We start from the raw sequence: 25,258 nt of genomic DNA on the forward strand, positions 1-25,258 counted from the left end.
TCAACACATGCCCCTGTGGGAGCGGGCTTGCTCGCGAAGCAGGCGCTGCGGTCTGGCAGAAACACCGCGTTATCGGTCTTCGCGAGCAAGCCCGCTCCCACAAAGGGCCGAATGGTCATTTCACTTCCGGCGGCGTAGTGAAGGTGTGATACGGCGCCGGCGACGGAATGCTCCACTCCAGGCCTTCGGCCCCGTCCCACGGCTTGGCCGGTGCGGGCGGGCCGCCACGGATGGTCTTGATCACGATGAACAGGAAGAAGAGCTGCGTGGTGCCGAACATGAAGGCGCCGATCGACGACACCATGTTGAAGTCGGCGAATTGCAGGTTGTAGTCCGGAATCCGCCGCGGCATGCCTGCCAGACCCACGAAGTGCATCGGGAAGAAGGCCATGTTCATGCCGATGAACGACAGCCAGAAGTGCAGCTTGCCGAGGGTTTCGTCGTACATGTGGCCGGTCCATTTCGGCATCCAGTAATAGGCTGACGCGAAGATCCCGAAGATCGCCCCCGGCACCAGCACGTAGTGGAAGTGCGCGACCACGAAGTAGGTGTCCTGGTACTGGAAGTCCGCCGGGGCGATGGCCAGCATCAGCCCGGAAAAACCGCCGATGGAGAACAGGATCACGAACGCCACGGCAAACAGCATCGGCGTCTCGAAGGTCAGCGAGCCTTGCCACATGGTGCTGGCCCAGTTGAACACCTTCACCCCGGTCGGCACCGCGATCAGCAACGTGGCGTACATGAAGAACAGCTCGCCCACCAGCGGAATGCCGACCACGAACATGTGGTGCGCCCAGACGATGAACGACAGGAACGCAATGCTCGCCGTGGCGTAGACCATCGAGGTGTAGCCGAACAGCGGTTTGCGCGAGAAGGTGGGGATGATCGAGCTGACGGCACCGAAGGCCGGCAGGATCATGATGTACACCTCGGGGTGACCGAAGAACCAGAACACGTGCTGGAACAGCACCGGGTCACCGCCACCGGCGGCACTGAAGAAACTGGTGCCGAAGTGGATGTCCATCAGCATCATCGTCACGCAACCGGCCAGTACCGGCATTACCGCGATCAGCAAGAACGCGGTGATCAGCCAGGTCCAGACGAACAGCGGCATTTTCATCAACGTCATGCCGGGGGCGCGCAGGTTGAGGATGGTCGCGATCACGTTGATCGCGCCCATGATCGAACTGATCCCCATCAAGTGGATGGCGAAGATGAAGAAGGTCACGCTTTCCGGCGCGTAGGTCGTTGACAGCGGCGCGTAGAACGTCCAGCCGAAGTTCGGCCCGCCACCGGGGGTGAACAGGGTCGAGACCAGCAGGATGAATGCCGCCGGCAACAGCCAGAAGCTGAAGTTGTTCATGCGCGGCAACGCCATGTCCGGCGCGCCGATCATCAGCGGGACCATCCAGTTGGCGAGGCCGACGAAAGCCGGCATCACCGCACCGAAGACCATCACCAGACCGTGCATGGTGGTCATCTGGTTGAAGAACTCCGGCTGGACGATTTGCAGGCCCGGCTGGAACAGCTCGGCGCGAATCACCATCGCGAACGAGCCGCCGAGCAGGAACATGGAAAACGCAAACCACAGGTACAGCGTGCCGATGTCCTTGTGGTTGGTGGTCAGCACCCAGCGCATCAGGCCTTTGGCGGGGCCGTGGGCGTGGTCGGCATGACCGTGGTCATCGATGACGGCGCTCATGGCCTGTCTCCTGTCAACGGATGGGCTGGGCGGGCCGGGGCGCGTTGCCCCGACCGGTTCCTGGTATGCGCAATGGACCGGGTCATTTGCTTTCCGCCTGTTTCAGCTCCAGCACTTCTTTTGGCGTGACCATGTCGCCCTTGTTGTTGCCCCAGGCATTACGCTCGTAGGTCACGACCGCCGCGATATCGACTTCCGACAGCTGTTTGCCGAACGCCGCCATGGCGGTGCCGGGCTTGCCGTGGAAGACAATGCTCAGGTGGGCGTCTTTGGGGCCGGTGGCGATCTTCGAGCCTTTGAGTGCCGGGAACATCGGCGGCAGACCCTGGCCCTCGGCCTGGTGACAGGCCACGCAGGTGGTGTGGTAGACCTTGTCGCCGCGCTCCTTGAGTTCGTCGAGGGTCCATTCCTTGCTGGTCAACTCCTTGAGTTGCGCCGCTTCAGCCTTGCGCTCGCCCAGCCACTTTTCGTAGTCGGCCTTTTCCTTGACCTCGACCACGATTGGCATGAACCCGTGATCCTTGCCGCACAGCTCGGCGCACTGGCCGCGGTAGATGCCGGGTTTTTCGACGCGGGTCCAGGCTTCGTTGACGAACCCCGGGATCGCATCGCGCTTGACCGCGAAGGCCGGCACCCACCAGGAGTGGATCACGTCGGCCGACGTCACGAGGAAGCGCACCTTGGCGCCAATCGGCAGCACCAATGGCTTGTCGACTTCGAGCAAGTAGTGCTCGCCCTTGGCTTCCTTGTTGTGGATCTGATCGGCGGGGGTGGCCAGGTTGCTGAAGAACTCGACGTCCTGGCCCAGGTATTTGTAGTGCCACTTCCACTGGTAACCCGTGACCTGGATATCGATATCCGGCTCGCTGGCGTCGTACATCTTGATCAGGGTGGCGGTCGCCGGAACCGCCATGGCCACCAGGATCAGGAAGGGCACGATGGTCCAGAGGATTTCGACGGTAGTGCTTTCATGAAATTTTGCCGCCACCTGCCCGGTCGAGCGGCGGTGCAGAATCATCGACCAGAACATGGCGCCAAAGACGATGATGCCGATCACTACACAGATCCAGAAGATGGTCATGTGCAGGTCAAAAACAGCGTGACTGATTTCAGTCGCTCCAGGCGCCATATTCACAGTCCAGGCCGCTTGTGCCTGGCTGAAAATCGACCACAACAGGAGGCCCATCCAGACATGTGGATGTCGCATCATTGCGGGTTCCCCTTATCGTTCTTGTTATCCCGCCGGCTTTCACCTGCGGCAAGGGAGCGGCTGCATCAGACTACGAACTTGAATCGCCGGGCCTTGCTGCGTGGGCAGTCGGGCGTCATCAGCTAACTCCATTCCAACCCGAGTATAGACAGCGACTCTCACCTCGCAATGTGAAGGCGTAAATCAGGTGAAACAGCATTAACTTGCGTTGCAGGTCACGAATGGAGAAGGATGCAGACGAGTGGTGGCAAACCGATATAACGCAGGTGTCTCAAGGATGAAATAATTATGACAAATGCGTCTTAGCATTTTTCGTAAGCCAGCTAAGTTATGTCTTCCCTATTTCATTGCCTTTGTTTCCTGGAGTTTTCATGAACACCGCCGCATTGCGCGAGCAGATCCAAAAAGCCCAACAACACGAAGCCGAAACCGGCCTGCTGACCCGTCAGCTGGAAAGCAAGCTGCCTCATCTGCACCCGGCGATCCAATTGCCGGAGACGGACGCCAACGGCGTGCTGACGCGTTTTGTCGCCGCCTACATCGACGAAGTGCCTGACCTGCTGGATGCAGCCAATGAAGTCGCCAGGGAAGCGGGCATTGAGTCACAGATCAAACCGGTGCTGAAAATCGCCGAACAGTACTTCCTTCAGCCGCCGGCGATCATGGCCGGGCATGTCGGCCTCGACAGCCTGCTGGACGAAGCCTATCTGGCGCACCGGTTTGTCGAAGAGGTCAACGACCTGTACATCAAGCATTTCGGCCAGCCACTGATCCCCCTGGACATGACTGTCGCCAACCTGATTGCCCACCAATTGATCGGTGAGGAATTTGCCAACCAACTGGACGAGGCGGTTCATCACACGGTGGACAAGATGCTCGACGACGAAAGCTTTGCGCTGGAATCGGTCGAGGCCTACCGTGAGAAGCTGAGCAGCCCGGACACCGGCGCCGCGTGGAAACGCTGGCCGTGCATGTCCCGCCGCCTCGGCGTGGGCCTGGAGCTGGATCAGACCGTGGCTTGATCCAAGACCCCATTCAAATGTGGGAGCGGGCTTGCTCGCGAATGCGTTGTATCAGTCAACATCAATGCCGACTGACCTGATGCATTCGCGAGCAAGCCCGCTTCCACAAGGGCATCAGCCCGCCGCGCCGATGCCGATGTTGGTCCGCACCCGCCCCTCCAGCCTGCGCTTCAACCCGCGTGACTCGATCAACAACGTCGAGCCCTTGGCCGCATTCGCCCGGCCCCATTCCTCCAGCAACTCCAGGCACGAGTGATCGATGTAGCTCAGGTTATTGAGTGGCACATGCACCGTGGTGCCCGGTGCAATGCTGTCCAGCACCCGGGTCAGCGCCGGCACTTTGAGGAACGTCGCCGCGCCCACCAGGCGCAACTCCATTTCGCCCTCCGGGGGCAGGTCGATCAGGCTGACTTTGAGACGTGCAGCCTTGAGCGCCAGTTTCACCAGGGTCAGCCCGAAACCGATCAGCACGCCGGTCAGCAGGTCTGTGAAAATGATCGCCAATGCCGTCGCGGCGTAGGTAAACATCGGCATCCGGCCATAGCGCCCCAGGCCGCGAAAAACCTTGAGGTCCACCAGTTTGAAACCCGTGTAGACCAACACCCCTGCCAGGCTCGCCACGGGAATGCTTTGCAGCACGCTCGACAACAGCAGCACAAACGCCAACAGCCATAGCCCGTGGAAGATCGTTGAGTAACGGGTGGTCGCACCGGCCTGGACGTTGGCCGAACTGCGCACGATCACGCCGGTCATCGGCAACGCGCCGAGCAGTCCGCAGAGCATGTTGCCCACGCCTTGCGCGGACAGTTCACGATCGAAGTCAGAGCGTTGGCCGCTGTGCATGCGATCCACTGCAGCGGCGGACAGCAAGGTTTCGGCGCTGGCGATGAAGGCCACGGCGAACGCGGCGATCAACAGCGTGGGATCAGCCAGATTGAGCAGGTCAGCGGGCTGGAGCCAATCGATGGCTTCGGCCAGGTTGGCGGGAACCTCGACGCGTTTGACCGGCAACGCCAGCATCAGACTGGCAATCGTTGCCAGCCCAACCCCGAGCAATGCCCCGGGAATAAAGCGCAACGAATGGGGGCGCAGTTTTTCCCACAGCCACATCACGGCGATGGTCGACAGTCCAAGCAGGCCGGCCTGCCAGCCAAACGAGGGCAGCGCCTGGGCCACCGCGCCGGGGAATGCCGTCAGGTTCTCCAGGCCGGAGGGCTTCGGTGAGGCGTCGAGCATCACGTGCACCTGTGAGAGCACGATCAGCACGCCAATCCCGGCGAGCATGCCGTACACCACGGCGGGTGCCGTAACCCGGAACCAGCAACCGAGCTTCAAGCGCCCCGCCACCAGTTGCAGGAATCCCGCCAGCAGCAGGATAGGCCCCAGCATGGCCACACCGTGCTGGCGCACCAGTTCGAACACCAAGACAGCCAAACCGGCGGCCGGGCCGCTGACTTGCAGCGGAGAGCCCGCCAACCAGCCCACCACCAGGCCACCAATGATCCCGGTAATCAGGCCCTTGGCCGGAGGCAGTCCCGAGGCAATGGCAATACCCATGCACAAGGGCAGGGCGACCAGAAACACCACCACAGAAGCCAATAACTCCCGTGGCAGAACAGCTTTGAGTTGCGCAGCACGCATGGTGATTCTCCCGAAGTTTTCTTCAGGCATGGCAAGGCCGGACCGCTGAAACAGCGGTCGGCGTCAAACCACACAGGTTTTTAGGAGGATTTAGAAGCGCGCTTTGGGCGTCGCCATGGGAATCGGCAGGCTGCCATCAAGCGGCAGGAAACGACCTTGATCCGCGTCGTAGGCTTTGATCTTGCTGGTTTCGATGTCGTAGACCCAGCCATGGATGAACAGATGGCCGTTCGCGATGCGTGAGGCTACGGAGGGGTGGGTGCGCAAGTGTTGCAATTGAGCGATGACATTTTCCTCGGTGAGGATATGCATCGTCTCGTTTTCGTCGGCGCAGTTGCAGTTGTCATGCACCATGGTTTTAGCCACTTCCGCATGTTGCAGCCAGGCTTTGACCGTGGGCATTTTTTCCAGGGTATGCGGGTTGAGCACCGCTCGCATCGCGCCGCAATCGGAGTGACCGCAAATGATGATGTGCTGCACGCCCAGCGCCAGTACCGCGTACTCGATCGCCGTGGAAACGCCGCCGTTCATCTGCCCGTATGGCGGGACGACGTTGCCGACGTTACGGGTGACGAACAGATCGCCAGGGGAGCTGTGGGTGATGAGTTCGGGGACGATGCGCGAGTCAGCGCAGGTAATGAACATTGCCCGTGGCTTTTGAGCCGTGGCGAGTTTCTTGAAGAGCTCTTCCTGTTGCGGAAAGATCTCATGATGAAAATGCAAAAAGCCGTCAACGATATGCTTCAACGCTGCATCGGCGGTTTCCGTCTCGGGTTGGGCGGAGTCCGACGCAGCCAACGGCTGTTTATCCTTGTCACTCATGATTCATCCTCTCTAGCGGTCTCAGGGAGCGATCCCGTGTTGCCCGGTGTGAAGCCAGTGGCTGGTTAAAAAACATCCAGGTCAAAAATCTCGACCCGTCAGTCACTCGATGAACAAGGTAGCCTCCTAATCTTAACTCAAACTGAATGAAACGCTCTAGAACGTGTGTTCCAGGTCACAAAAAACGTGACCAGCGTAAAGCGCGATCAAGTTTGCAACGCTTAACCATAGGCCAATTGTCCTCAAATCAGCGACATTTGGCGACCCGGCGGACAAAAGGCCTCGCAGTCCAGATTGAAGCCTTCGCGTCGATCGAGGCCCAGGCGCTTGATGGTTTTGGCGAAGCGCTGTGCCAGCAAATCGGCAAACGGTCCTTCGCCCCGCATCCGTGCCCCAAAGCGACTGTCGTACAGCTCGCCGCCACGGCTCTGGCGAATCAGGCTCAGCACATGCGCGGCCCGTTGCGGGTAGTGCGCGGCCAGCCATTCCTCGAACAGCGGGGCCACTTCCAGCGGCAGGCGCAACATCATGTAGGCAGCGCTTTGAGCCCCGGCGGCATGGGCCTCGGTCAGCAAATTCTCGAGTTCGCTGTCATTGATCATCGGAATCATGGGTGAACACAGCACCCCTACCGGAATCCCGGCGTCGCGCATGACCCGTATCGCCCGCAGCCTGGCCTTGGGCGCTGCGGCGCGGGGTTCAAGAATGCGTTTGAGTTCGTCATCCAGGCTGGTCAGGCTGATCATCACCGCCACCAGGCGTTGCCGGGCAAGCTCGGCCAGCAGGTCGAGGTCTCGAAGAATCAGCGAACCTTTGGTGACGATGGTGACCGGATGGCGATAACGCAGCAGTACTTCGAGGATTTGCCGGGTGATTTTGTATTCGCGTTCGATCGGTTGATAGGGATCGGTATTGGAGCCGAGGTTGATCGGCGCGCACTGATAGCCGCGCCTGGACAGTTGTTCCTCCAGCACTTGCACGGCGTTGGTCTTGGCAATCAGCCTGGTTTCGAAATCCAGCCCCGGTGACATGTCCCAGTAAGCGTGGCTGGGGCGGGCATAACAATAGATGCAACCATGTTCGCAACCGCGATAGGGATTGATCGAGCGGTCGAAAGGCAGATCTGGAGAGGTGTTGCGAGTGATGATGGTTTTCGCCCGCTCGATTTGCACCTCGGTGCCCTGGGTCATCGGCACTTCCTGATACCAACCGTCGTCCTCGGCCACCGAACGACTCGGGGCGAAGCGGTTGTGCGGGTTGGTCGCAGTGCCGCGGCCGCGAGGAGGCAATGGGGTAGCCATCAGTGAGATCCTTTAGCTGTATGCCTATACAGTATCCGAGGTTCGTCGTGCAGGCCAGTGCCGTTCGGCACCCAAAGGATTTTGAGTGTGGGTCATTAGGCTGATGTTCATGGAGGGAAACATATCGCCGGTAGTGTTTTGCCGTTTCACCAGTACCCTCTTTTCCACACGAAATGATCGTGTATTCATTATTAAAAGGATTTAAATCATGTCGCATTACAATCAGCGTGGTGTCTTTCTTCAGTTATTACGTCCATCGGTTTTCAATCCAAAGGAAGTCCGGGTTTGCATGCAATTTGCGCTGAAGGAAGAAGGCTACGACCCGGTCATCGGTGAGGTCACCAGTTCCTTGCTCGACTCGACCCTTCGCGAGGCCGTCTCGAATGACGGTGGCGTCACCTTTACGATCAAAAGCCCCACCGATATTGACGGCGATGGCGACATCGACATGCAGGACAAAGCCGTATTGGTGGGGTTGGCGAAAGCGTATTCGAAGATCCTCAATCCCTGATCCGTAGATGTAGCGGATGCTTGAAATGAACAAATTCCAGTAAAACGCGATATAAAACGGCACTTCGGTTTTGTGCCGTTTTTAATAGTTGAACCCAATAAAAGCAGGTTCCAGACTGCAATTCACAATTCTTTGACAGGCACCTCACAGGCCTTTAACCAGCCTGCAGCGACACTACGTTCATTCACTCTTCCCGGATGGTCGTCCAAGCATGTCCTTCGCGCGTCTTTCAATTGCGACGTTACTGTTATCGCTGTCCGCATTTTTCAATCTCGTCCTCGCCGACGACTCTGCGGTGACCCGCCCCGCGGAATGGGCGCAGCCGGTCGCAGTGCAATACAACCTGTTTCAGATGTCACCCACGCTCTACCGTAGCGCGTTGCCTGACAGTGGAGCGGTGCCACTGCTGGAAAAACTCAAGGTCGCCACCGTGATCACGTTCCTGCCCGAACCGGATTCACGCTGGTTGGCCACAAGCGGCATCGCCCAGGTGCAACTGCCCTATCGGACCAATCATGTGGATGATGCCGACGTGCTCAAGGCGTTGCGTGCCATTCAGGCGGCGGAAGCCAACGGCCCGGTGTTGATGCACTGCAAGCACGGCTCCGACCGGACCGGCCTGATGGCGGCCATGTACCGCGTGGTGGTGCAGGGCTGGAGCAAGGAGGATGCGTTGAGCGAAATGACCGAGGGTGGTTTTGGCGACAGCACTCACTTCAGGGATGGCGTGCGTTACATGATGCATGTCGATGTGGAAAAACTGCGCGAGGCGCTGGCCAACGGGGATTGCAGTACCAGTGCGTTCGCGGCGTGTTCGATGAAGAGTTGGTGGCAGTCGGCCCATATCCAGTAACACCTTCCACCGCATGGCGCAGTGGAAGGTCGGGTTGGCTACTCAGTGTTGCTCGTCCGGCTTTTTCTTCAGTTTTGGATTCGGAAAAAACTGCACGGCCTGAACCTTGGCATCCGGTGCTTTCAGGGCGGATGTATTGACCCGCGTGCCCAACTCCTTGGGCACCGACAGGCCTTGTTCATTCAGCGTGTCGGAGTAACCGCAAGCCACGCACTCGCGATGCGGCACGCTGTCTTCGTTCCACATCATCAACTTGTCCGGCTCGCTGCAAGCCGGGCAAACCGCCCCGGCGATAAAGCGTCGCTTGGTAATCACAGGACCCTCGCTCATGCTGCCGCGCCCTCACTCAGGCCGCTATGGCGCAAGAGTGCGTCAATCGATGGCTCACGGCCACGGAAGTCGACGAACAGCACCATCGGCTCCTGCGAACCGCCACGCGCGAGGATGGCTTCGCGGAATGCGCGGCCGGTCTCGGCGTTGAGCACACCTTCTTCTTCGAACTTCGAGAAGGCATCGGCCGACAGCACTTCTGCCCATTTGTAGCTGTAGTAACCCGCGGCGTAACCGCCGGCGAAGATGTGGGCGAAGCTGTTAGGGAACCGGTTGTAGGCCGGCGGGCGCATCACCGAAACCTCGTCACGGACGCCTTCGAGCACTTGCAGCACACTGCGACCGTCACCGTGGGTGGCGTGCAGTTCGAAGTCGAACAGCGAGAACTCCAGTTGGCGCACCATCATCAGGCCGGACTGGAAATTCTTCGCCGCGAGCATTTTCTGCAACAGGTCCTGAGGCAGTGGCTCGCCGCTTTCGTAATGACCGGAAATCAACGCCAGGCCTTCCGGCTCCCAGCACCAGTTTTCCATGAACTGGCTCGGCAGCTCGACGGCATCCCAGGCCACGCCATTGATACCGGATACGCCGGCATGCTCGACACGGGTCAGCAGGTGATGCAGGCCATGACCGAACTCGTGGAACAGGGTAGTGACTTCATCGTGGGTCAGCAGCGCGGGCTTGCCGCTGTCGGCCGGGGTGAAGTTGCACACCAGGTTGGCCACCGGGCTTTGCAGCACGCCCTCGGCGGTGCGGCGACGGTCGCGGGCGCCGTCCATCCAGGCACCGCCACGTTTGTTGGCGCGGGCGTAGAGGTCGAAGAAGAAGCGGCCGACGTGCTGGCCGTTTTCCTTGATTTCGAACAGGCGAACATCCGGGTGCCAGGTGTCGAAGCCCTTTTGCTCGGCGATTTCGATGCCGTACAGACGTTGCACGATGGCGAACAGGCCGCTCAGCACTTTATCGATCGGGAAGTAGGCACGCAGGGCTTCCTGGGCAACGCTGTAACGCTGCTCGCGGAGTTTTTCGCCGTAGAAACCGCTGTCCCAGCTTTGCAGGTCCGGGCAGCCTTGTTCGGCGGCGTACGCCTTGAGCTGTTGCAGGTCCTGGGCGGCGAACGGTTTGCTGCGCTTGGCCAGATCGCGCAGGAAACTCAGTACCTGATCGCTGGATTCGGCCATTTTGGTCGCCAGGCTCAACTCCGAGAAACTGGCGAAGCCCAAAAGCCTGGCCAGCTCCTGGCGCAGGTCGAGGATTTCCTCCATGACCGGGCCGTTATCGTTCTGACCGGCATTCGGACCCTGATCCGACGCACGGGTGCAGTAGGCGGCGTAGACTTCTTCGCGCAGGGCACGGTCCTGGGCGTAAGTCATCACCGCGTAGTAGCTCGGGAATTCCAGCGTGATCAGCCAGCCGTCGAGGCCCTTGGCCTGGGCGGCGGCGGCCATTTGCGCCTTGGCCGAATCGGTCAGGCCGGCGAGGGCGGCTTCATCGGTGACGTGCTTGGTCCAGGCCTGGGTCGCGTCCAGCAACTGGTTGGAGAAGCGGCTGCCCAGTTCGGACAACTTGCTCTGCACCTCGGCGTAACGTTTCTGTTCAGCCTCCGGCAGATCGATACCCGACAGGCGGAAGTCGCGCAGGGCGTGTTCCAGGATGGTCTTTTGCGCCACATCGAAACCGCCGGCTTCGGGGCTGCTGGCCAGGGCTTCATAGGCCTGGAACAGCTCACGGTTCTGGCCCATCTCGGTGGAATAGGCGCTCAAGGCCGGCAGGCAGGACTCGTAGGCTTCACGCAGTTCGGCGCTGTTGCACACGGCGTTCAAGTGACTGACCGGGCTCCAGGCCGCGCCCAGACGGTCGTTGAGTTCGTCCATGGCCAGCACCAGGCCAGCCCAGGTGGGTTGTTTGCCCTGGGTCTTGAGGATCTCGATAATGGCGGCGCGGTTGTCAGCCAGGATCTGTTCAATGGCCGGTTGCACGTGTTCGGCACGGATCGCGGAGAACGGCGGCAGGTCGTAGGACTGCAAAAGAGGGTTGTTCACGCTCACGGTTGACACCTTGGCTGGAAGAAACATGCAGTCATCTTAATTACAATCGACGCTCACCGCAGCTATCAGCGACAGAGAGAGAACCTATCGTGTCCCTTCGCAAGTACCAGAACCACACGCCGTCCCTCGGCCAGGGCGCTTTTGTCGACCGCTCGGCGGTGGTGATCGGCGACGTCGACATCGGCGAAGACAGCTCGGTATGGCCATTGACGGTGATCCGTGGCGACATGCACCGCATCCGCATCGGTGCGCGCACCAGCGTGCAAGACGGCTGTGTGCTGCACATCACCCATGCCGGGCCGTTCAACCCCGACGGTTTCCCGTTGCTGATCGGCGATGACGTGACCATCGCCCATAAGGTCATGCTGCATGGCTGCACCGTGGGCAGCCGGGTGCTGATCGGCATGGGCAGCATCGTCATGGACGGTGCGGTGGTCGCCGACGATGTGATCATCGGCGCCGGCAGCCTGGTGCCCCCGGGCAAACGCCTGGAAAGCGGGTTCCTGTATGTGGGCAGCCCGGTGAAACAGATTCGGCCGCTGACTGACAAGGAACAAGCCTTTTTCACCTACAGCGCGGCGAACTACGTGAAGCTCAAGGATCTGCACCTGGCCGAAGGCTACGACCAGATCTGACACGTCTCACCATTGCCCAGGACATTTCATGCATCACCAAACTATTTTGTTCGACCTCGATGGCACCCTGACCGACCCGCGCGAAGGCATTACGCGTTCGATTCAGTTCGCCTTGAGCAAACTCGGCATCGATGAGCCCGACCTGACCAAACTCGAGCATTTCATCGGCCCGCCGTTGCTGCAGGCGTTCATGCAGTTCTACGACTTCGACGAAGCCAGGGCCTGGGAGGCGGTGAATTTCTACCGCGAACGCTTCAAGGTCACCGGGCTGTACGAAAATCGCGTGTTCGACGGCGTCACACCGCTGCTGGAAACCCTGGGCGGACAAGGTCGGCACCTGTATATCGCGACGTCCAAGCCATGGGTCTTCGCCCGGGAAATCGCCCGGCATTTCGACTTCGCCAAACATTTCAAAGTGATTTACGGCAGCGAACTCGACGGCACCCGCACCAACAAAGTCGAATTGATCGCGCACCTGATCGCCCAGGAAGGCCTGGACCCCACCGACACTCTGATGATCGGCGACCGCAAGCACGACCTGATCGGCGCGCGCAGCAACGGACTGGACGCGGTGGCGGTGGGGTATGGGTTTGGCAGTCGGGAAGAGTTGAGCGCGGAAGCCCCGGCGTATCATTTTGAAACGCTGGAGGAGATGCATCAGGCGTTTTTGCGGCGTTCATGACGACGCCTTCGCGGGCAAGCCCGCTCCCACAGTGTTTCGTGTCGTTCACAAACTGTTTATCTGTGGGAGCGGGCTTGCCCGCGAAGAGGCCCCTCAGGCGCCGGAAGCTCCAGATTCCGCCAGGGCCTTCAGTGACAACTTTCGCTGTTCAACCGGTAACGCCCCCAATCTCTCGACCTGCGCATAAAACCTCAGCCAATCCCCGCCCATCTGTTTGAACAACGCCGAAAACGCTGGAACCCACTGGTCGTAAAGCCCGAATGGCAGTAACCGCGCATTGTTCATCGGTGAATTGATCCAGGCGTCGTAACGCTTGTCACCGGACCACTGGCTGTCGCGCAGTGCGCGGTATTCGGAACGCAGCCGCTCGAACTCCGTGGCTTTTCGCTGGCGCATTTGTTCGGGGGGGAGCGGCAGGGTGTACAGCTTTTCAAGCCGGGTCCGGGTGTTCAGCACCAGCTCGATGAATTGGTCCCGTTGTTGTGCCTGCTCCCCGCTGTCGGGCGGCAGGTTGCGGTAGGCCCGCCATTGTCGCGTGCCTTCCTGCTCGACGAAGGTGGCAAAGGACTCGTTGAACTCCGTGTCGTCCTTTACATAAAAACGCTGATGCGCCAGTTCGTGAAAAATCAGCGTGGCCAGGCGTTCATCGCCCCAGTGCATCATCGAGCTCATGATCGGATCGTTGAACCAGCCCAGGGTCGAGTAGGCCTCGACGCCGCCGATCGACACGTCCATGCCCCTAAGCCGTTCCTGCGCCGCCTCACCGCGAGCCGCGCTCTGGCTGTAGTAGCCGCGATACGCCACGCAACCGGCGACGGGGAAGCAATGGTTCTGCGGTTTGAGGGAAAACTCCGGGGTGACGAACACATTCCAGACGACATAGGGCCGGCCGATGTCCGCGTACAAGCGGTAGCTCTGGTTATCGGGCAGGTGCAATTGTTGGCTGGCGAACGTCCGGGCCTTTTGGGATTGGGCCAGGTGCGCCCGCAGTTTCTGATCCCGCTGCGGGTCGGCGATGACGCTGGAAACCGGCTCACGCGCCCGCAGCAATTGCACTTGGCCGCTCGCCAGTTGGCTGTAGTAGCTGAGGCTGGAGCAACCGTTGAGCAACAAAAGCAACACACCCGGAAACAAAATGCGCAAAACGCGATCAAGTAACCCAAGGCTTGGACGCGGCCTGATCAAAATAAAAAATCCCTGGAAAGTCTGCTCGCAAGACTATCCCGCCTGACTGGAGCTCCGCTATGCGCAAATTGATGCTGACGGCAGGCCTGCTGACACTGGCCGGCTGTGCTGGATTCGGATTGCCTCACCATGACCCGACGCAAGCGTGGATCGAACTGCAATCCCATCAGGAAGACACCGCCCTCCAGGCCGTGGAGGTGGATAACCAGGCCGCCAGCGATAAACGCTACTTCGAGGTGCAGCCCGGGAGCCATGAGCTGACGGTTCGCTACCAGTTCCCGGTCCAGCCCACCAACATCGGACCCGACGCCGAGCCGCTGTGGCGGGATTGCCAGATGAATGTGAAATTCAGCGGTTTCAACGCCGGTGAGCGCTATCAGTTGCAAGCGGGGAATATCGGTTTCCGGCCGTGGGCCAAGCTGTACGATCAGCAGCGAAAAGTGATTGGCCAAGGCACACCGGCAGGCTGTCAACGCACCTGATCGGCGCTATTCTGAATACCCAGTATTCAGGACATTCATCATGCGCAGGTTGATGCTATTGCTCACTGCAAGCGCGGTTGCCGGCTGTTCGAGTCCGATGCCGGCGGCCAATCCGCAAATGGCGTGGGTCGACTTCTCTACGCCGTTTCCCAACGACAAGTTGCTGATGGCCGAGCGACTGGACAATCAGCGTTTGCGCGACGGGCGATTTTTCCAGGTCACGCCCGGTAGCCACGAGTTGACCGTGCGCTTCGATTTTGAAGTGCCCAGTGGCGGCTCGGAGTTGTTCGGCGGCTCAACGGAACGGCTGTGCTACATGATCATCAAGTACGATCATTTCGAAGCCGGCCAGCGTTATCTGCTGCAAGCCCGCTCCATGGCGTTCACCCCCGAAGCCCGTCTGTACAACGCCAAACATGAAATCGTCGCCGAAGACCGGCAGACCAACTGTGTGCCCTGAGGCACCTCAGCGGTCGTTCTTCTGGTAGATGATTTTCTTGGTGCCGTTTTCGCACGAGCCCACGACCATGTTCTGATCGTGCACTTCGTCATTGGCGACGATTTCCAGGGTGTAGGACGTCACCCCGCGGGCCTGGATCTTTGCTTCGATTTCGGCCTTGAGTTCGTCACAGGGTTTCGGAGCCGCGAGGGCCGAGGTGGCCAGTGCGCAGCAGATAACCGTCAAGGCAAAACGTTTCATGGTTGAAGCTCCCTTGAAGCAGCACGCAGGATTCTGCGTTTCGGCTGCTGTCATTTATTCGACCACAACTTGATGAGCCTTGTTTTGTTTCAAGACAAAAAAGATCGCAGCCTGCGGCAGCGGTGATCCCATGTAGGCGCTGCCGAAGGCTGCGATCTTTTCATTTCAACGCTTAATTGACCAAGGTCGCATCCAGGCTGATTTTCGCGTTCAGCACCTTGGACACCGGGCACCCCTCTTTGGCCTTGTTGCTCAGTTCCTCGAATTGCGCCTGGCTGGCGCCGGGGATTTTCGCCTTGAGGATCAGTTTCACCGCCGTGATCGCAAAACCACCCTCCACCTGGTCCAGGGTGACTTCGGCCTGGGTATCGATGCTGTCGGCCTTGAGACCGGCATCGCCCAGAATCATGGAGAACGCCATGGAGAAACAACCGGCGTGGGCCGCACCGATCAGCTCTTCCGGATTGGTGCCCTTGCCGCCTTCGAAACGCGCCTTGAAGCCGTAGGGCGCTTCCCTGAGCACGCCGGTTTCCGTGGAAATCGATCCGATGCCGGATTTCAGGTCACCTTCCCAATGAGCCGATGCCTTCTTAACGATAGCCATGCCTGTCTCCTCAAGATCCGGCGCGAAGCGTCGCGCCTGTGTGGTTGGGGTTGCTAGGGTTCTGAGGATAGACGGTGCCGCAAAGTTCACTTGATCCGATTGACCTACGTTTTTGGTAGGAAATTTTTCCTGTGCTATTGAAACTCGGGTATATGCCCACATTGCATGAAACACGCTTTGGATTCGGCAGGTTTTCGTTCGCGAGAAAAAACCTGCGTCCTCAATTGGAGAAGCAGGTTTATGAAACGACTGTCCGATATCAAGTTCTCGACCCTGGATCTGGTGCCCGTGCGGGAAAACGGCAGCGCGGCCCAATCGTTGCGCAACTCGCTGGATCTGGCGCAACACGTCGAGAAATTCGGCTATAACCGGTTCTGGGTCGCCGAGCACCACAACATGGACGGCATTGCCAGTTCCGCGACCTCGGTGCTGCTGGGTTATCTGGCCGGTGGCACGTCGACTATCCGCGTGGGTTCGGGCGGGGTCATGTTGCCCAACCACGCGCCGCTGGTGATCGCCGAACAGTTCGGCACCCTTGAGAGCCTGTATCCGGGTCGCATCGACCTGGGGCTCGGACGTGCCCCGGGTTCCGATCAGCTGACCGCCCGAGCACTGCGCCGTGAGCGCTCCGGTAGCGCCGACGACTTCCCCGAAGATGTGGCGGAGCTCGTGCGCTACCTGGGCCCGCGCACCCCGGACCAGCGCATCATCGCGATGCCGGGCACCGGCACGAATGTACCGGTGTGGTTGCTGGGCTCAAGCCTGTTCAGCGCGCAACTGGCAGGCGAACGCGGTTTGCCTTACGCCTTCGCCTCCCATTTCGCACCGCGATACATGCACGAGGCGATTCGCGTCTACCGCAATCACTTCAAGCCTTCGGCGGTGCTGGACAAGCCTTACGTGATGCTCGGCGTACCGTTGGTGGCTGCCGACACCGATGAACAGGCCGACTATCTGGCGACTTCGGTGTTCCAGCGCATTCTGGCGCTGATGCGCGGCCAGAGTCTGGTGCAACGCCCGCCGGTGAAAACCATGGATGGCCTGTGGCTGCCCCATGAGAGGGAAGCCGTGAGTGATTTCCTGGGCCTGGCAATGATCGGCAGCCCGCAGAAAATCCGCGCCAGGCTGGATGTGCTGATCGAACAGACCCAGGCCGATGAGCTGATTTTTACCTGCGACCTGTACGAGCATGCGGATCGCCTGCACTCCTATGAGCTGCTGGCGCAAGTCATGAAAGGCTGATTGCGCACCAACAATTGTAGGAGCGAGCTTGCTCGCGATGAACCTGAGACCTCCGCGGGGTATCAGGCTGCCGCGTTATCGTTGGCGTCCATCGCGAGCAGGGCTAGCTCCTACAGGGATTTAATGTTTAGCGCTTGTAGACGATTTCCTTGGTGCCTTTCTCACAGGTGCCGACGACTTGTCCGCCAGACGCACTACCTTTATCGACAATTTCCAGCGAATAATTGGAAACGCCCTTGGCATCAAGCTTTGCTGCGATCTCGGCTTTCAGCTCTTCACAGGATTTGCCCTCGGCAAAGGCTGTCCCCGCCAGGCTCAACAGACCTACAGCCAAAATAAACTTCTTCATCAGTCGCATTCTCTGGTCGGATCAAAGGGGGCATCCAGCCTTCAGCCGGATTCACTCATTCGGCGCCTTGCCATTCCCTATGGCACTCGGCCAGCGCGCAAGTTCAGAAGGCTAGACCAACGTCAGCTGCTGGCGATCCGGAACCCGACCTTGAGCGTCACCTGGAAGTGCGCCGCCTTGCCGTCCTTGATGTGCCCACGGGTTTCGGTCACTTCAAACCATTCCATGTACTTGAGACTTTTACTGGCTTCGGCCAGTGCGTTATTGATCGCGTCTTCAATGCTGCTGGTGGACGAACCCACCAGTTCGACTTTCTTGTAGGTGTGATGGTCAGTCATGGCGTTCTCCTTAGGGTGTGAAATACAGCCTAGCAGTGATTTTCTGTCTTACTTCTGTCGATCGTCCGCCATGGAAATTCACTTTTTCTGCACTTTCTCCAACCCCTGAAGTCCCAACCAACACACGTCACTCATCACCCTTGCAGGAGAGTCACCATGGCCAACAGCTCATTACGTAAAGCCTCGTTGCAAAGCATGGAAGCGGAGATCGAGAGTCTGCTCAAGTCCCTGGAGAATCTGAAAGATGACGCCTCGGACGAGTCGCGCAAGACGCTCAAGGTGCTCAAAGGCAATGCCGAGAATGCGCTGAAACATTCGCGTCACCTGCTCTCGGATGCTTATGAGGAAGTGAAAGTGAAAACCCGGGAAACCGGGATCGCCACACGGGACTACGCCCAGGAGCACCCTTGGACGACAGCCGGGGTCGCGGTAGGCGCATTGGGCCTGCTGGCGGCTTACCTGCTGTTCAAGCGCGGTGACTGATCCGACTGACGCAGCTCGTTTTTGAGCCATTGCGCCAGCTGCCGGGCGCGCCCGTCCGCGGCGCGCTTGGGTAGCCACAAGGCCAGTTGCGCCGGGGTTTCGCTGAAACCCCAAGGCGCGACCAGGCGACCGGCCTTCAAGTCCTCGGTCACCAGCGGCTCCGGGGCAATGGCCACGCCCAGCCCGGCCACCGCCGCTTCCAGCAAGTAATACAAATGCTCGAAACCCTGCCCGTACTTCAACGCCTTGGCGTCGAGGCCACTTTGCTGCGCCCAGCTGGGCCAGGCTTGTGGACGAGAGGTGGTGTGCAGCACTGACTCATTGAGCAGGGCCGTGGCTGGCGCGCCTTTGAGCCTGTCGTAGCCAACGAACCGAGGGCTCATCACCGGGCCGATCCGTTCGCTGCTGAGTTCGAACACCTGCATGTCCGCCGGCCAGGGTGGTTCGGCAAACACCAGCAAGGCGTCCAGGCCGGGGCGTCGGGGATCGAGATCGCCTTCTCCAGCGGACAGGTGCAGGCGCAGGTCCGGCAAATCGGCATTCAGCCGTCCCAGGCGCGGAATGAACCAGCGCGCCAGCAGGCTGCCCGAACAGCCCAGCACAAAAGGCGCATCGGCCGTGCTCTGGGTCAGTTCGGCACAGACCGTGCGCAGGCGCTCGAAGGCTTCGGCGCTGGCGTCGCGCAAACGCAGGCCGGCATCTGTGAGTTTCAGGCCGCGACCTTCCTTGACGAACAGGCTGACGCCGAGGTGTTCTTCAAGCACCTTCAGTTGTCGGCTCACCGCACCGTGGGTAACGTGCAGCTGTTCGGCGGCCTGACTGACGCTGTTCAGGCGGGCAGTGGCTTCGAAGGCGCGCAAGGCATTGAGCGGTGGCAGTTCATGGCTCATGAGATCTGTGAGTTTTCCTGACAGGTTGTGGCGATCTTATCGGTTTTCAGGAGGCAGTGTCAGGGGTAGAGTGAAGCCCATTGTCATATCACGCATTCAATTGGAGCGCCCCATGACCCAGACTAATCTGCGCAACGGTCCTGACGCCAACGGCCTGTTTGGCGCGTTCGGCGGCCGTTACGTCGCTGAAACCCTGATGCCCCTGATCCTCGATCTGGCCCGCGAATACGAAGCGGCCAAGGAAGATCCGGCATTCAAGGAAGAATTGGCCTACTTCCAGCGCGACTACGTCGGTCGTCCAAGCCCGCTCTACTTCGCCGAGCGCCTGACCGAGTTCTGCGGCGGCGCGAAGATTTATCTCAAGCGTGAAGAGCTGAACCACACCGGCGCGCACAAGATCAACAACTGCATCGGCCAGATCCTGCTGGCGCGGCGCATGGGCAAGAAACGCATCATCGCCGAGACCGGCGCCGGCATGCACGGCGTGGCGACCGCCACCGTGGCCGCGCGTTTTGGCCTGGACTGCGTGATCTACATGGGCACCACGGACATCGAACGCCAGCAGGCCAACGTGTTCCGCATGAAGTTGCTCGGCGCTGAAGTGATTCCAGTTGTTGCCGGCACCGGCACCCTAAAGGATGCGATGAACGAAGCCCTGCGTGACTGGGTGACCAACGTCGACAGCACCTTCTACCTGATCGGCACCGTGGCCGGCCCGCACCCTTATCCGGCGATGGTCCGCGACTTCCAGGCCGTCATCGGCAAGGAAACCCGCGACCAGCTGCAAGCCCAGGAAGGCCGCCTGCCAGACAGCCTGGTGGCGTGCATCGGTGGCGGTTCCAACGCCATGGGCTTGTTCCACCCGTTCCTCGACGACAAGAGCGTCGAAATCATCGGCGTTGAAGCCGCCGGCTACGGCATCGAAACCGGCAAGCACGCCGCCAGCCTCAACGGTGGCGTTCCAGGCGTGCTGCACGGCAACCGAACCTTCCTGTTGCAGGACGAGGATGGCCAGATCATCGACGCCCACTCGATTTCCGCTGGCCTGGACTACCCGGGCATTGGCCCGGAACACGCCTGGTTGCACGACATCGGCCGCGTCCAGTACACCTCGGTGACCGACGACGAAGCCCTCGATGCGTTCCACAAATGCTGCCGCCTGGAAGGGATCATTCCTGCCCTGGAAAGCGCCCATGCCCTGGCCGAAGTGTTCAAGCGCGCACCGACCCTGCCGAAAGATCACCTGATGGTGGTCAACCTGTCGGGTCGCGGGGACAAAGACATGCAGACCGTGATGCACCACATGGAACAATCAAAGCAGGAGAAACACTGATGAGCCGCCTGCAAACCCGTTTTGCCGAACTCAAGGAACAGAATCGCGCTGCCCTGGTGACCTTCGTCACTGCTGGCGACCCGGACTACGACACTTCCCTGGCGATCCTCAAAGGCTTGCCAGCCGCTGGCGCCGACGTGATCGAACTGGGCATGCCCTTCACCGATCCGATGGCAGACGGCCCGGCGATCCAGCTCGCCAACATTCGAGCGCTGGCCGCCAAGCAGAACCTGGCCAAAACCCTGGAAATGGTGCGTGAGTTCCGCAAGGACAACAACCAAACGCCGCTGGTGCTGATGGGCTACTTCAACCCGATCCACAAGTACGGCGTACCGCGTTTCATCACCGATGCCAAAGCGGCCGGTGTGGATGGCCTGATCGTGGTGGACGTGCCGCCCGAGCATAACGGCGAACTCTGCGACCCGGCTCAGGCGGCAGGCATCGACTTCATCCGCCTGACCACCCCGACCACCGACGATGTGCGCCTGCCGACCGTGCTCAACGGCAGCTCCGGTTTCGTCTATTACGTGTCCGTCGCCGGTGTGACCGGTGCTGGCGCGGCAACGCTGGAACACGTCGAAGAAGCGGTCGCTCGCCTGCGTCGTCATACCGACCTGCCAATCAGCATCGGTTTCGGCATTCGCACACCGGAGCAAGCGGCCTCCATCGCACGCCTGGCGGACGGTGTGGTGGTGGGGTCGGCACTGATCGACCACATCGCCAATGCCACCACGCCGGAACAGGCCATCGACGGTGTCCTGAGCCTTTGCTCGGCCCTGGCCGACGGCGTGCGTAAGGCCCGCGTCAGCTGAAGGTAAAGTTCCTGATACAGAGGAATTAGAGCCTCCCGGCACAGACTAACCAGCAAGACCGAGGGCTTCAGGACTACGTTCTGAAGCCCTTTTTGCTGTGTGCGTGGTGAGGAAAGCCCTAATGAAAATGCCGAAACGTCTGATTGCCAGCCTGGGCGTACTGATGCTCAGCGCGACCCCGTTGCTGAATGCCAGCGCCGACCCGCGCGACGATCACGACCACGGCGGCCCGCAACAGGGCCATTACGACAGCCGTGGTGACGATCACCGTGGCGGGCAGGACAATCGTCGCGGTGGCCCGCCGCCACGGGATTTTGGTCCGGTGCGCCAGACCATCCACGATCACCGCGATTATTTCGTGCGCGGCGCACCGCCACCGCCGGGCGTTCATCTGGTCCGGGGTCGGCCTTTGCCCCATGGTTACTACGGTGAACGCCTGGATAATCGTGCGCTGGGTCGGCTGCCGTATTACCCGGGTTATGAATGGCGCCGGGCGGGCGGGGATATTGTGCTGATTGCAGTGGGGAGCGGGATTGTTTATGAGGTGCTGGAAGGGGTTTTGTAGTCGGTAGGAAAATGACCAGCGGAATGCTTACACGAATCGATTGCTGGATGTGATACGGGCTTGGACTACGGATACATAATCAAAAAGGGCACCCCAACCAAAGTTGGGTGCCCATTTTTTGTGGCTATTACCTGATTACTTCCACATTGCTATCAAGCCCAAAGTCATTATGCCGGCTAACGCGGTTAGCAGTGCCCATTGCAACGCAACTAACTTACGCCTGAGGTCCCTGGGGAAATTTTCAAGATCCTCAGCACTGACGATGCCGTATTTGAGGAAAAAGCGAGGGAACGTGACAACGCTGGATATTGAGTAAACCAACCGGGTTTTGCCCCTGAGCCCTTTGTCTATACGTGCCGGGACAGTTATGAGTGAAGAACTGTTTTTGAAGTGCTCCGACAGGACATCTCCCTTGGTGTAACCCATATAAATAGCAACCCCAAAAACAACAAGGGCGTCACCAAAAACCAATAGGCCTGACGCCACGGAGAGTGCGTCTGCAAAGCTGATGTTCATTGAGTGGCCTCAAAGATTCGCTCGCCTATTTCTTCACCAGCAGCGGCCCCAATAAAGTTCGCAGAAAAAGAGCCCGCACCCACAACAACGATACTGCAAGCCAGCAACCCCCAGCCGGCAGTTTGTACTACGGCTGGATTCGTAAGAAGCTGTGAAAAGTGTGGGGATCAGTCCAGCTTTGCAGGGACAACTGCTGACACTGTCCAGCGAGCCCGCGACCAATCTTCCGTGGCTATTGATGTAAGAAACACCGCCCTCGATGACATAGGATTTGTGGTCTTTGCCACAGGTGACCCGATCCCCGACACGAGCATGGGCGAAGCCGAACATCATGACACGCGTATCGGCTTCCTTGACTTCGCCACCGCAGGTGGTCTTGTCACCCAGTCGAATGAAGTGTCCTTTAGCCATTATTTGAACTCCCTGTCGATTCGCGCTCCAGGCGTGGGCGCGCCGATGTGCTGCACAGACTCAGGATGAGTCGTGCCTGCGCAACCTACCGGGGTAGAAGCGGACTTCAAGACAAGTAAGATCGAATCGGACGCGTCCTACATGTGGTTCGGAAAGTGAGAAGGGATCTGTTTTGATTTTTTTCACGCATCTGTATTTTTGGCACCTTGGCTTGGCCAAAGAAAAACCCCGATCGGTGGCGACACTCGTCGGGGTTTTCTATCTCGCTGATCAACTGGCTCGGCTGTGTTGCCTGGCCATTTTGCGACTATGGCAACTCCAGCCCACCCGACGCCTTGTGCAGTTTGCGCAGATGCTCGCCAATCTGTTTCACGTTGGCCTCGTTGGCCGCCATTTCCGCGGCGCGCTCAGGTTCCAGCAGTGCCCGCACTTCCTTGTCCAGGTCGCCGGTCAGGGCTTGTAGCTGTTTCTGGCGCAGGCTGCTTTCCGATTCCAGGCGTTGCCATTCATTCGGTTGCGGCAATCCGTAGCCACCGCTGCCGAGCAGTTCCGCCGGGCGGCTGAGGAAGCCGCTGTTGGCGAGAATTTCCTGCAAGGTTTTATTGGCTCTGTCCATGCCGCCGTTTTTCAGCTCGCGAGCGCCCAGGTAACGTTGCTTCACTTCGTCCTGGGCCAACAGCAGTTGCTGGCGGAAACTGGCCTGCTCCAGCAGGAGCAAGGCCGCGCTGGTGCGCAGGTCGGCCTGGTCGAACCATTGGCGACGCTGTTCGGCTTTCAGGGCCAGCCAGTCCTCGACGGTGTCCTGTTTGATCGGCAGGTGTTTCTTCAACACCTCGAACATCGCTTGATAGCGATCACGGAAGGAGTCGAAGCGATAGCCCAGGCGCAGGGCTTCGCGGGGATCGTCCAATACGCTGGTATCCGCCAGTCCGCGACCCTTGAGCACTTCGAGCAGGCCGTTGGGCATGATGCTGTCCAGCCCGACCAGCTTGGCGTTGTTGCTGCCGCTGCGCAGCAGCTTCAGACCCTCGACCGCACAGTTATTGGACAGGAAGAAGTAGTTGCCGTCGTAACTCCAGTGCATCTCGGCGGCATGCTCGACCACCTCTTCAATTTCGTTGCGCGACAGGTTCAGCGGCACAGACGCCAGGCTGCGCAATTCGGTCTTGGTGTATTCGTCGATCACTTGGGCCAGTGGCAGCACGAACAGGCGTGAGGGGTATTTGCCCACCAGGCCATCCCAGCTCGACAGTTGCACGTCGCCGACGAAGGCGCGGTAGGACAGCACCAGGTGCTGGTCCAGGTCCAGCCGACAGTCCGGTCCGCGAGGCCGACCCGGCGCGCAGATCACCAGCCGCAACATGCTGTGGCCCCAGCGGCTGACCCAGTTCTGGTTGGCCTCGGCCAGCAGGTAGTCGACGGCATACACCCGCTCCGGGTCGACCTGGCCCAGCGGTGTCTTGGCAAAATCATTGCCGGCATTGAGAAAGGCGAAGGTTTTGCCGCACGAATCTTTGGCGGCGGGTGCCCAGCCGAAGTGTGCCTTGTAGTAGCGGTACAGCGCGGGGCGGCGGCAAGCGTAGGCCGGGTCGAGGAGGAAGTACTCCATGTTCACCGCGACGAACTCTTTGGGGCTGCTCGTCTCGTAGATGTCCGGGCTGCGCGCGATCTGCCGGTTGTACTGTTCGCGCTCGCCGCGACGCCCCACGTATTGCGGCCAGCCGGCGAGGTCGAGCAGGCGCGGATCGTCGCTGAGGGTAAAGCGGCGGCCGGACTGGCCGCGGCATTGATCGGGAATGCCGACCAGCCCGGAGCTACTGTCTTGACGGGTACAGCGTTGAATCAGGGTGCGCTCCGCCTGCGGCCACAGGCGCGAGCGGTCATAAATGTGAGTCAGTTCGTGCAAGACCGTGGCGAGCATTTCCCGGCGCACGGTGCCATGGGGGCGGTAGGTCTTTTTGGTGGCGGCGCTGCCGTCCGTGAGGCTGGCCAGCAGTTTGCGATTCAGGTCGAGCTCGGACACCAGCGATGCCTGGCCATAGGCGTTGGCGGGCATGTCATCGGTCCAGCCGACATCGATACGCCGGTCGAGTTGCTCGATAAAGCGCGGCGGCAGGGCCTGCATGGCTTCATCGAGCAAGGCTTGGCTGGCCTGCTGTTGTGCCGGGCTCAGGCCTTCAGTCTTGAGGTGTAATTCAAGGCCGGCGTGGGCGCTGTTGCCGAACAGCAACAGCGTCCCGGCCAACAGCCAGGCTGCTGAGCACCTCACAGTGCGAGGATGGCTTCGGCGAGAACCTGGTCACTGGCGTCGCGGGCTTCCGGCACGCGGGTACGCAACATATCGAAGGCTGCTTCCAGGTGTGCGCCACGGATATCGCCATTGGTCGCAACGAAACTGGCCGCGTCGTCATGAGCTTCGCGCACAAGTTTCGAATCGCGGATCGACGTGGTCGTGTCGGAAGTGAAATCGAGTGTGCGCTGGGTGGCGCGGATGAGGATGTTACTGGTGGCTACCAGGGTATGCGCCTGGGCCATATCGGCCAGTAACAGCAGGCCAAGGGTGGCGGCAATTAGCGGGCTACGCATGGAAC

At 59.9% G+C, this 25,258-nt stretch carries 29 protein-coding genes; 12 read left to right on the top strand and 17 right to left on the bottom strand.

The genetic code is table 11. From position 1 onward, the window contains the following. Positions 1 to 115: 115 nt before the first annotated feature. Both ctaD and coxB read right to left on the bottom strand, forming a co-directional pair. Positions 116 to 1,702, bottom strand: a complete 1,587-nt coding sequence (ctaD, locus tag F8N66_RS27815) for a cytochrome c oxidase subunit I (protein ID WP_150773172.1) — start codon at positions 1,700 to 1,702, stop codon at positions 116 to 118. An 82-nt stretch (positions 1,703 to 1,784) separates the two neighbouring features. Continuing rightward, positions 1,785 to 2,912 (bottom strand): cytochrome c oxidase subunit II, encoded by a 1,128-nt coding sequence (coxB, locus tag F8N66_RS27820; protein WP_150773173.1) that lies wholly within the window; start codon positions 2,910 to 2,912, stop codon positions 1,785 to 1,787. 371 nt (positions 2,913 to 3,283) lie between these two features. Here coxB and F8N66_RS27825 point away from each other — a divergent pair, with 371 nt between their 5' ends. Continuing rightward, the gene (locus tag F8N66_RS27825; protein ID WP_150773174.1) at positions 3,284 to 3,934 is read left to right on the top strand and encodes a hypothetical protein; all 651 of its coding nucleotides are present in this window, start codon (positions 3,284 to 3,286) and stop codon (positions 3,932 to 3,934) included. A gap of 114 nt (positions 3,935 to 4,048) precedes the next feature. On the opposite strand, the gene F8N66_RS27830 is transcribed toward F8N66_RS27825, so the two are convergent. From F8N66_RS27830 to F8N66_RS27840, 3 genes are all read right to left on the bottom strand, one after another. After that, the gene (locus F8N66_RS27830; protein WP_150773175.1) at positions 4,049 to 5,575 is read right to left on the bottom strand and encodes a SulP family inorganic anion transporter; all 1,527 of its coding nucleotides are present in this window, start codon (positions 5,573 to 5,575) and stop codon (positions 4,049 to 4,051) included. 90 nt (positions 5,576 to 5,665) lie between these two features. Next, positions 5,666 to 6,397, bottom strand: a complete 732-nt coding sequence (locus F8N66_RS27835) for a carbonic anhydrase (protein WP_150773176.1) — start codon at positions 6,395 to 6,397, stop codon at positions 5,666 to 5,668. A gap of 242 nt (positions 6,398 to 6,639) precedes the next feature. Then, a complete protein-coding gene (locus F8N66_RS27840; RefSeq protein ID WP_150773177.1) occupies positions 6,640 to 7,698 on the bottom strand; it encodes a PA0069 family radical SAM protein in 1,059 nt (352 codons plus the stop codon). 208 nt (positions 7,699 to 7,906) lie between these two features. Here F8N66_RS27840 and F8N66_RS27845 point away from each other — a divergent pair, with 208 nt between their 5' ends. Beyond that, on the top strand, positions 7,907 to 8,209 hold the full coding sequence (locus F8N66_RS27845) for a hypothetical protein (protein WP_150773178.1): 303 nt from the start codon (positions 7,907 to 7,909) through the stop codon (positions 8,207 to 8,209). Between the two features lie 211 nt (positions 8,210 to 8,420). Beyond that, positions 8,421 to 9,062 carry a tyrosine-protein phosphatase gene (locus tag F8N66_RS27850; protein ID WP_150773179.1) on the top strand — a complete coding sequence of 214 codons (642 nt, stop codon included), beginning with the start codon at positions 8,421 to 8,423 and terminating at the stop codon, positions 9,060 to 9,062. A gap of 42 nt (positions 9,063 to 9,104) precedes the next feature. On the opposite strand, the gene F8N66_RS27855 is transcribed toward F8N66_RS27850, so the two are convergent. Together F8N66_RS27855 and prlC are read right to left on the bottom strand one after the other, a co-directional pair. Further along, the gene (locus tag F8N66_RS27855) at positions 9,105 to 9,392 is read right to left on the bottom strand and encodes a YheV family putative zinc ribbon protein (RefSeq protein ID WP_150773180.1); all 288 of its coding nucleotides are present in this window, start codon (positions 9,390 to 9,392) and stop codon (positions 9,105 to 9,107) included. After that, complete coding sequence (gene prlC, locus F8N66_RS27860; RefSeq protein ID WP_150773181.1) at positions 9,389 to 11,440, bottom strand: oligopeptidase A; 2,052 nt, start codon at positions 11,438 to 11,440, stop codon at positions 9,389 to 9,391. The genes F8N66_RS27855 and prlC overlap by 4 nt, the downstream gene beginning before the upstream one ends. An 89-nt stretch (positions 11,441 to 11,529) precedes the next feature. Here prlC and F8N66_RS27865 point away from each other — a divergent pair, with 89 nt between their 5' ends. Together F8N66_RS27865 and F8N66_RS27870 are read left to right on the top strand one after the other, a co-directional pair. Continuing rightward, entirely contained in the window at positions 11,530 to 12,075 is a 546-nt protein-coding gene (locus F8N66_RS27865) for a gamma carbonic anhydrase family protein (RefSeq protein WP_150773182.1), read from the top strand. Positions 12,076 to 12,103: 28 nt separating this feature from the next. Beyond that, positions 12,104 to 12,757 carry an HAD family hydrolase gene (locus tag F8N66_RS27870; protein WP_150773183.1) on the top strand — a complete coding sequence of 218 codons (654 nt, stop codon included), beginning with the start codon at positions 12,104 to 12,106 and terminating at the stop codon, positions 12,755 to 12,757. 93 nt (positions 12,758 to 12,850) lie between these two features. Here the strand turns inward: F8N66_RS27870 and F8N66_RS27875 are convergent, their stop codons facing one another. After that, a complete protein-coding gene (locus tag F8N66_RS27875; RefSeq protein ID WP_150773184.1) occupies positions 12,851 to 13,942 on the bottom strand; it encodes an aminopeptidase in 1,092 nt (363 codons plus the stop codon). Positions 13,943 to 14,001: 59 nt separating this feature from the next. Here F8N66_RS27875 and F8N66_RS27880 point away from each other — a divergent pair, with 59 nt between their 5' ends. Together F8N66_RS27880 and F8N66_RS27885 are read left to right on the top strand one after the other, a co-directional pair. After that, positions 14,002 to 14,424, top strand: a complete 423-nt coding sequence (locus F8N66_RS27880) for a hypothetical protein (protein ID WP_150773185.1) — start codon at positions 14,002 to 14,004, stop codon at positions 14,422 to 14,424. Between the two features lie 40 nt (positions 14,425 to 14,464). Beyond that, positions 14,465 to 14,884: a hypothetical protein gene (locus F8N66_RS27885; RefSeq protein WP_150773186.1), complete on the top strand. Its 420-nt coding sequence runs from the start codon at positions 14,465 to 14,467 to the stop codon at positions 14,882 to 14,884. A gap of 6 nt (positions 14,885 to 14,890) precedes the next feature. Here F8N66_RS27885 and F8N66_RS27890 read toward each other — a convergent pair whose 3' ends face one another. Together F8N66_RS27890 and F8N66_RS27895 are read right to left on the bottom strand one after the other, a co-directional pair. Then, on the bottom strand, positions 14,891 to 15,124 hold the full coding sequence (locus tag F8N66_RS27890; RefSeq protein ID WP_150773187.1) for a DUF1161 domain-containing protein: 234 nt from the start codon (positions 15,122 to 15,124) through the stop codon (positions 14,891 to 14,893). Between the two features lie 172 nt (positions 15,125 to 15,296). Continuing rightward, positions 15,297 to 15,728, bottom strand: coding sequence for an OsmC family protein (locus tag F8N66_RS27895; RefSeq protein ID WP_150773188.1), 432 nt, complete (start codon positions 15,726 to 15,728; stop codon positions 15,297 to 15,299). A 240-nt stretch (positions 15,729 to 15,968) separates the two neighbouring features. On the opposite strand from F8N66_RS27895, the gene F8N66_RS27900 reads away from it, so the two are divergent. Then, positions 15,969 to 16,970: an LLM class flavin-dependent oxidoreductase gene (locus F8N66_RS27900; RefSeq protein WP_150773189.1), complete on the top strand. Its 1,002-nt coding sequence runs from the start codon at positions 15,969 to 15,971 to the stop codon at positions 16,968 to 16,970. Positions 16,971 to 17,097: 127 nt separating this feature from the next. Here F8N66_RS27900 and F8N66_RS27905 read toward each other — a convergent pair whose 3' ends face one another. Both F8N66_RS27905 and F8N66_RS27910 read right to left on the bottom strand, forming a co-directional pair. Continuing rightward, on the bottom strand, positions 17,098 to 17,319 hold the full coding sequence (locus F8N66_RS27905) for a DUF1161 domain-containing protein (protein ID WP_150773190.1): 222 nt from the start codon (positions 17,317 to 17,319) through the stop codon (positions 17,098 to 17,100). 122 nt (positions 17,320 to 17,441) lie between these two features. Beyond that, complete coding sequence (locus F8N66_RS27910; protein WP_008027736.1) at positions 17,442 to 17,657, bottom strand: dodecin; 216 nt, start codon at positions 17,655 to 17,657, stop codon at positions 17,442 to 17,444. 156 nt (positions 17,658 to 17,813) lie between these two features. Here F8N66_RS27910 and F8N66_RS27915 point away from each other — a divergent pair, with 156 nt between their 5' ends. After that, positions 17,814 to 18,140, top strand: coding sequence for a DUF883 family protein (locus F8N66_RS27915; RefSeq protein ID WP_150773191.1), 327 nt, complete (start codon positions 17,814 to 17,816; stop codon positions 18,138 to 18,140). On the opposite strand, the gene F8N66_RS27920 is transcribed toward F8N66_RS27915, so the two are convergent. After that, the gene (locus tag F8N66_RS27920; RefSeq protein ID WP_150773192.1) at positions 18,113 to 19,030 is read right to left on the bottom strand and encodes a LysR family transcriptional regulator; all 918 of its coding nucleotides are present in this window, start codon (positions 19,028 to 19,030) and stop codon (positions 18,113 to 18,115) included. The genes F8N66_RS27915 and F8N66_RS27920 overlap by 28 nt on opposite strands. A 112-nt stretch (positions 19,031 to 19,142) precedes the next feature. On the opposite strand from F8N66_RS27920, the gene trpB reads away from it, so the two are divergent. From trpB to F8N66_RS27935, 3 genes are all read left to right on the top strand, one after another. After that, positions 19,143 to 20,363 carry a tryptophan synthase subunit beta gene (gene trpB, locus F8N66_RS27925; protein WP_150773193.1) on the top strand — a complete coding sequence of 407 codons (1,221 nt, stop codon included), beginning with the start codon at positions 19,143 to 19,145 and terminating at the stop codon, positions 20,361 to 20,363. Next, positions 20,363 to 21,175, top strand: coding sequence for a tryptophan synthase subunit alpha (trpA, locus tag F8N66_RS27930; RefSeq protein ID WP_150773194.1), 813 nt, complete (start codon positions 20,363 to 20,365; stop codon positions 21,173 to 21,175). Before trpB ends, trpA begins: the two co-directional genes overlap by 1 nt. A gap of 121 nt (positions 21,176 to 21,296) precedes the next feature. Next, positions 21,297 to 21,740 carry an anti-virulence regulator CigR family protein gene (locus F8N66_RS27935; protein WP_150773195.1) on the top strand — a complete coding sequence of 148 codons (444 nt, stop codon included), beginning with the start codon at positions 21,297 to 21,299 and terminating at the stop codon, positions 21,738 to 21,740. A gap of 135 nt (positions 21,741 to 21,875) precedes the next feature. On the opposite strand, the gene F8N66_RS27940 is transcribed toward F8N66_RS27935, so the two are convergent. The 4 genes from F8N66_RS27940 to F8N66_RS27955 form a co-directional block, all read right to left on the bottom strand. Next, entirely contained in the window at positions 21,876 to 22,256 is a 381-nt protein-coding gene (locus F8N66_RS27940; protein WP_150773196.1) for a hypothetical protein, read from the bottom strand. Positions 22,257 to 22,289: 33 nt separating this feature from the next. Then, the gene (locus tag F8N66_RS27945; RefSeq protein WP_150773197.1) at positions 22,290 to 22,667 is read right to left on the bottom strand and encodes a PAAR domain-containing protein; all 378 of its coding nucleotides are present in this window, start codon (positions 22,665 to 22,667) and stop codon (positions 22,290 to 22,292) included. Between the two features lie 307 nt (positions 22,668 to 22,974). Beyond that, positions 22,975 to 24,936, bottom strand: a complete 1,962-nt coding sequence (locus F8N66_RS27950) for a DUF4105 domain-containing protein (RefSeq protein ID WP_150773198.1) — start codon at positions 24,934 to 24,936, stop codon at positions 22,975 to 22,977. Next, complete coding sequence (locus F8N66_RS27955) at positions 24,933 to 25,253, bottom strand: DUF2388 domain-containing protein (protein ID WP_150773199.1); 321 nt, start codon at positions 25,251 to 25,253, stop codon at positions 24,933 to 24,935. The genes F8N66_RS27950 and F8N66_RS27955 overlap by 4 nt, the downstream gene beginning before the upstream one ends. Positions 25,254 to 25,258: the final 5 nt, after the last annotated feature.

The sequence above is a fragment of the Pseudomonas fluorescens genome (assembly GCF_902498195.1).
In the GTDB taxonomy this organism is placed as follows: domain Bacteria; phylum Pseudomonadota; class Gammaproteobacteria; order Pseudomonadales; family Pseudomonadaceae; genus Aquipseudomonas; species Aquipseudomonas fluorescens_BU.

What these genes read in the sequence shown, in the direction of transcription:
- ctaD (WP_150773172.1), bottom strand. Translation starts at nt 1,702, where the DNA reads ATGAGCGCCGTCATCGATGACCACGGTCATGCCGACCACGCCCACGGC.
- coxB (WP_150773173.1), bottom strand. Translation starts at nt 2,912, where the DNA reads ATGATGCGACATCCACATGTCTGGATGGGCCTCCTGTTGTGGTCGATT.
- F8N66_RS27825 (WP_150773174.1), top strand. Translation starts at nt 3,284, where the DNA reads ATGAACACCGCCGCATTGCGCGAGCAGATCCAAAAAGCCCAACAACAC.
- F8N66_RS27830 (WP_150773175.1), bottom strand. Translation starts at nt 5,575, where the DNA reads ATGCGTGCTGCGCAACTCAAAGCTGTTCTGCCACGGGAGTTATTGGCT.
- F8N66_RS27835 (WP_150773176.1), bottom strand. Translation starts at nt 6,397, where the DNA reads ATGAGTGACAAGGATAAACAGCCGTTGGCTGCGTCGGACTCCGCCCAA.
- F8N66_RS27840 (WP_150773177.1), bottom strand. Translation starts at nt 7,698, where the DNA reads ATGGCTACCCCATTGCCTCCTCGCGGCCGCGGCACTGCGACCAACCCG.
- F8N66_RS27845 (WP_150773178.1), top strand. Translation starts at nt 7,907, where the DNA reads ATGTCGCATTACAATCAGCGTGGTGTCTTTCTTCAGTTATTACGTCCA.
- F8N66_RS27850 (WP_150773179.1), top strand. Translation starts at nt 8,421, where the DNA reads ATGTCCTTCGCGCGTCTTTCAATTGCGACGTTACTGTTATCGCTGTCC.
- F8N66_RS27855 (WP_150773180.1), bottom strand. Translation starts at nt 9,392, where the DNA reads ATGAGCGAGGGTCCTGTGATTACCAAGCGACGCTTTATCGCCGGGGCG.
- F8N66_RS27870 (WP_150773183.1), top strand. Translation starts at nt 12,104, where the DNA reads ATGCATCACCAAACTATTTTGTTCGACCTCGATGGCACCCTGACCGAC.
- F8N66_RS27880 (WP_150773185.1), top strand. Translation starts at nt 14,002, where the DNA reads ATGCGCAAATTGATGCTGACGGCAGGCCTGCTGACACTGGCCGGCTGT.
- F8N66_RS27885 (WP_150773186.1), top strand. Translation starts at nt 14,465, where the DNA reads ATGCGCAGGTTGATGCTATTGCTCACTGCAAGCGCGGTTGCCGGCTGT.
- F8N66_RS27890 (WP_150773187.1), bottom strand. Translation starts at nt 15,124, where the DNA reads ATGAAACGTTTTGCCTTGACGGTTATCTGCTGCGCACTGGCCACCTCG.
- F8N66_RS27895 (WP_150773188.1), bottom strand. Translation starts at nt 15,728, where the DNA reads ATGGCTATCGTTAAGAAGGCATCGGCTCATTGGGAAGGTGACCTGAAA.
- F8N66_RS27900 (WP_150773189.1), top strand. Translation starts at nt 15,969, where the DNA reads ATGAAACGACTGTCCGATATCAAGTTCTCGACCCTGGATCTGGTGCCC.
- F8N66_RS27905 (WP_150773190.1), bottom strand. Translation starts at nt 17,319, where the DNA reads ATGAAGAAGTTTATTTTGGCTGTAGGTCTGTTGAGCCTGGCGGGGACA.
- F8N66_RS27910 (WP_008027736.1), bottom strand. Translation starts at nt 17,657, where the DNA reads ATGACTGACCATCACACCTACAAGAAAGTCGAACTGGTGGGTTCGTCC.
- F8N66_RS27915 (WP_150773191.1), top strand. Translation starts at nt 17,814, where the DNA reads ATGGCCAACAGCTCATTACGTAAAGCCTCGTTGCAAAGCATGGAAGCG.
- F8N66_RS27920 (WP_150773192.1), bottom strand. Translation starts at nt 19,030, where the DNA reads ATGAGCCATGAACTGCCACCGCTCAATGCCTTGCGCGCCTTCGAAGCC.
- trpB (WP_150773193.1), top strand. Translation starts at nt 19,143, where the DNA reads ATGACCCAGACTAATCTGCGCAACGGTCCTGACGCCAACGGCCTGTTT.
- trpA (WP_150773194.1), top strand. Translation starts at nt 20,363, where the DNA reads ATGAGCCGCCTGCAAACCCGTTTTGCCGAACTCAAGGAACAGAATCGC.
- F8N66_RS27935 (WP_150773195.1), top strand. Translation starts at nt 21,297, where the DNA reads ATGAAAATGCCGAAACGTCTGATTGCCAGCCTGGGCGTACTGATGCTC.
- F8N66_RS27940 (WP_150773196.1), bottom strand. Translation starts at nt 22,256, where the DNA reads ATGAACATCAGCTTTGCAGACGCACTCTCCGTGGCGTCAGGCCTATTG.
- F8N66_RS27945 (WP_150773197.1), bottom strand. Translation starts at nt 22,667, where the DNA reads ATGGCTAAAGGACACTTCATTCGACTGGGTGACAAGACCACCTGCGGT.
- F8N66_RS27955 (WP_150773199.1), bottom strand. Translation starts at nt 25,253, where the DNA reads ATGCGTAGCCCGCTAATTGCCGCCACCCTTGGCCTGCTGTTACTGGCC.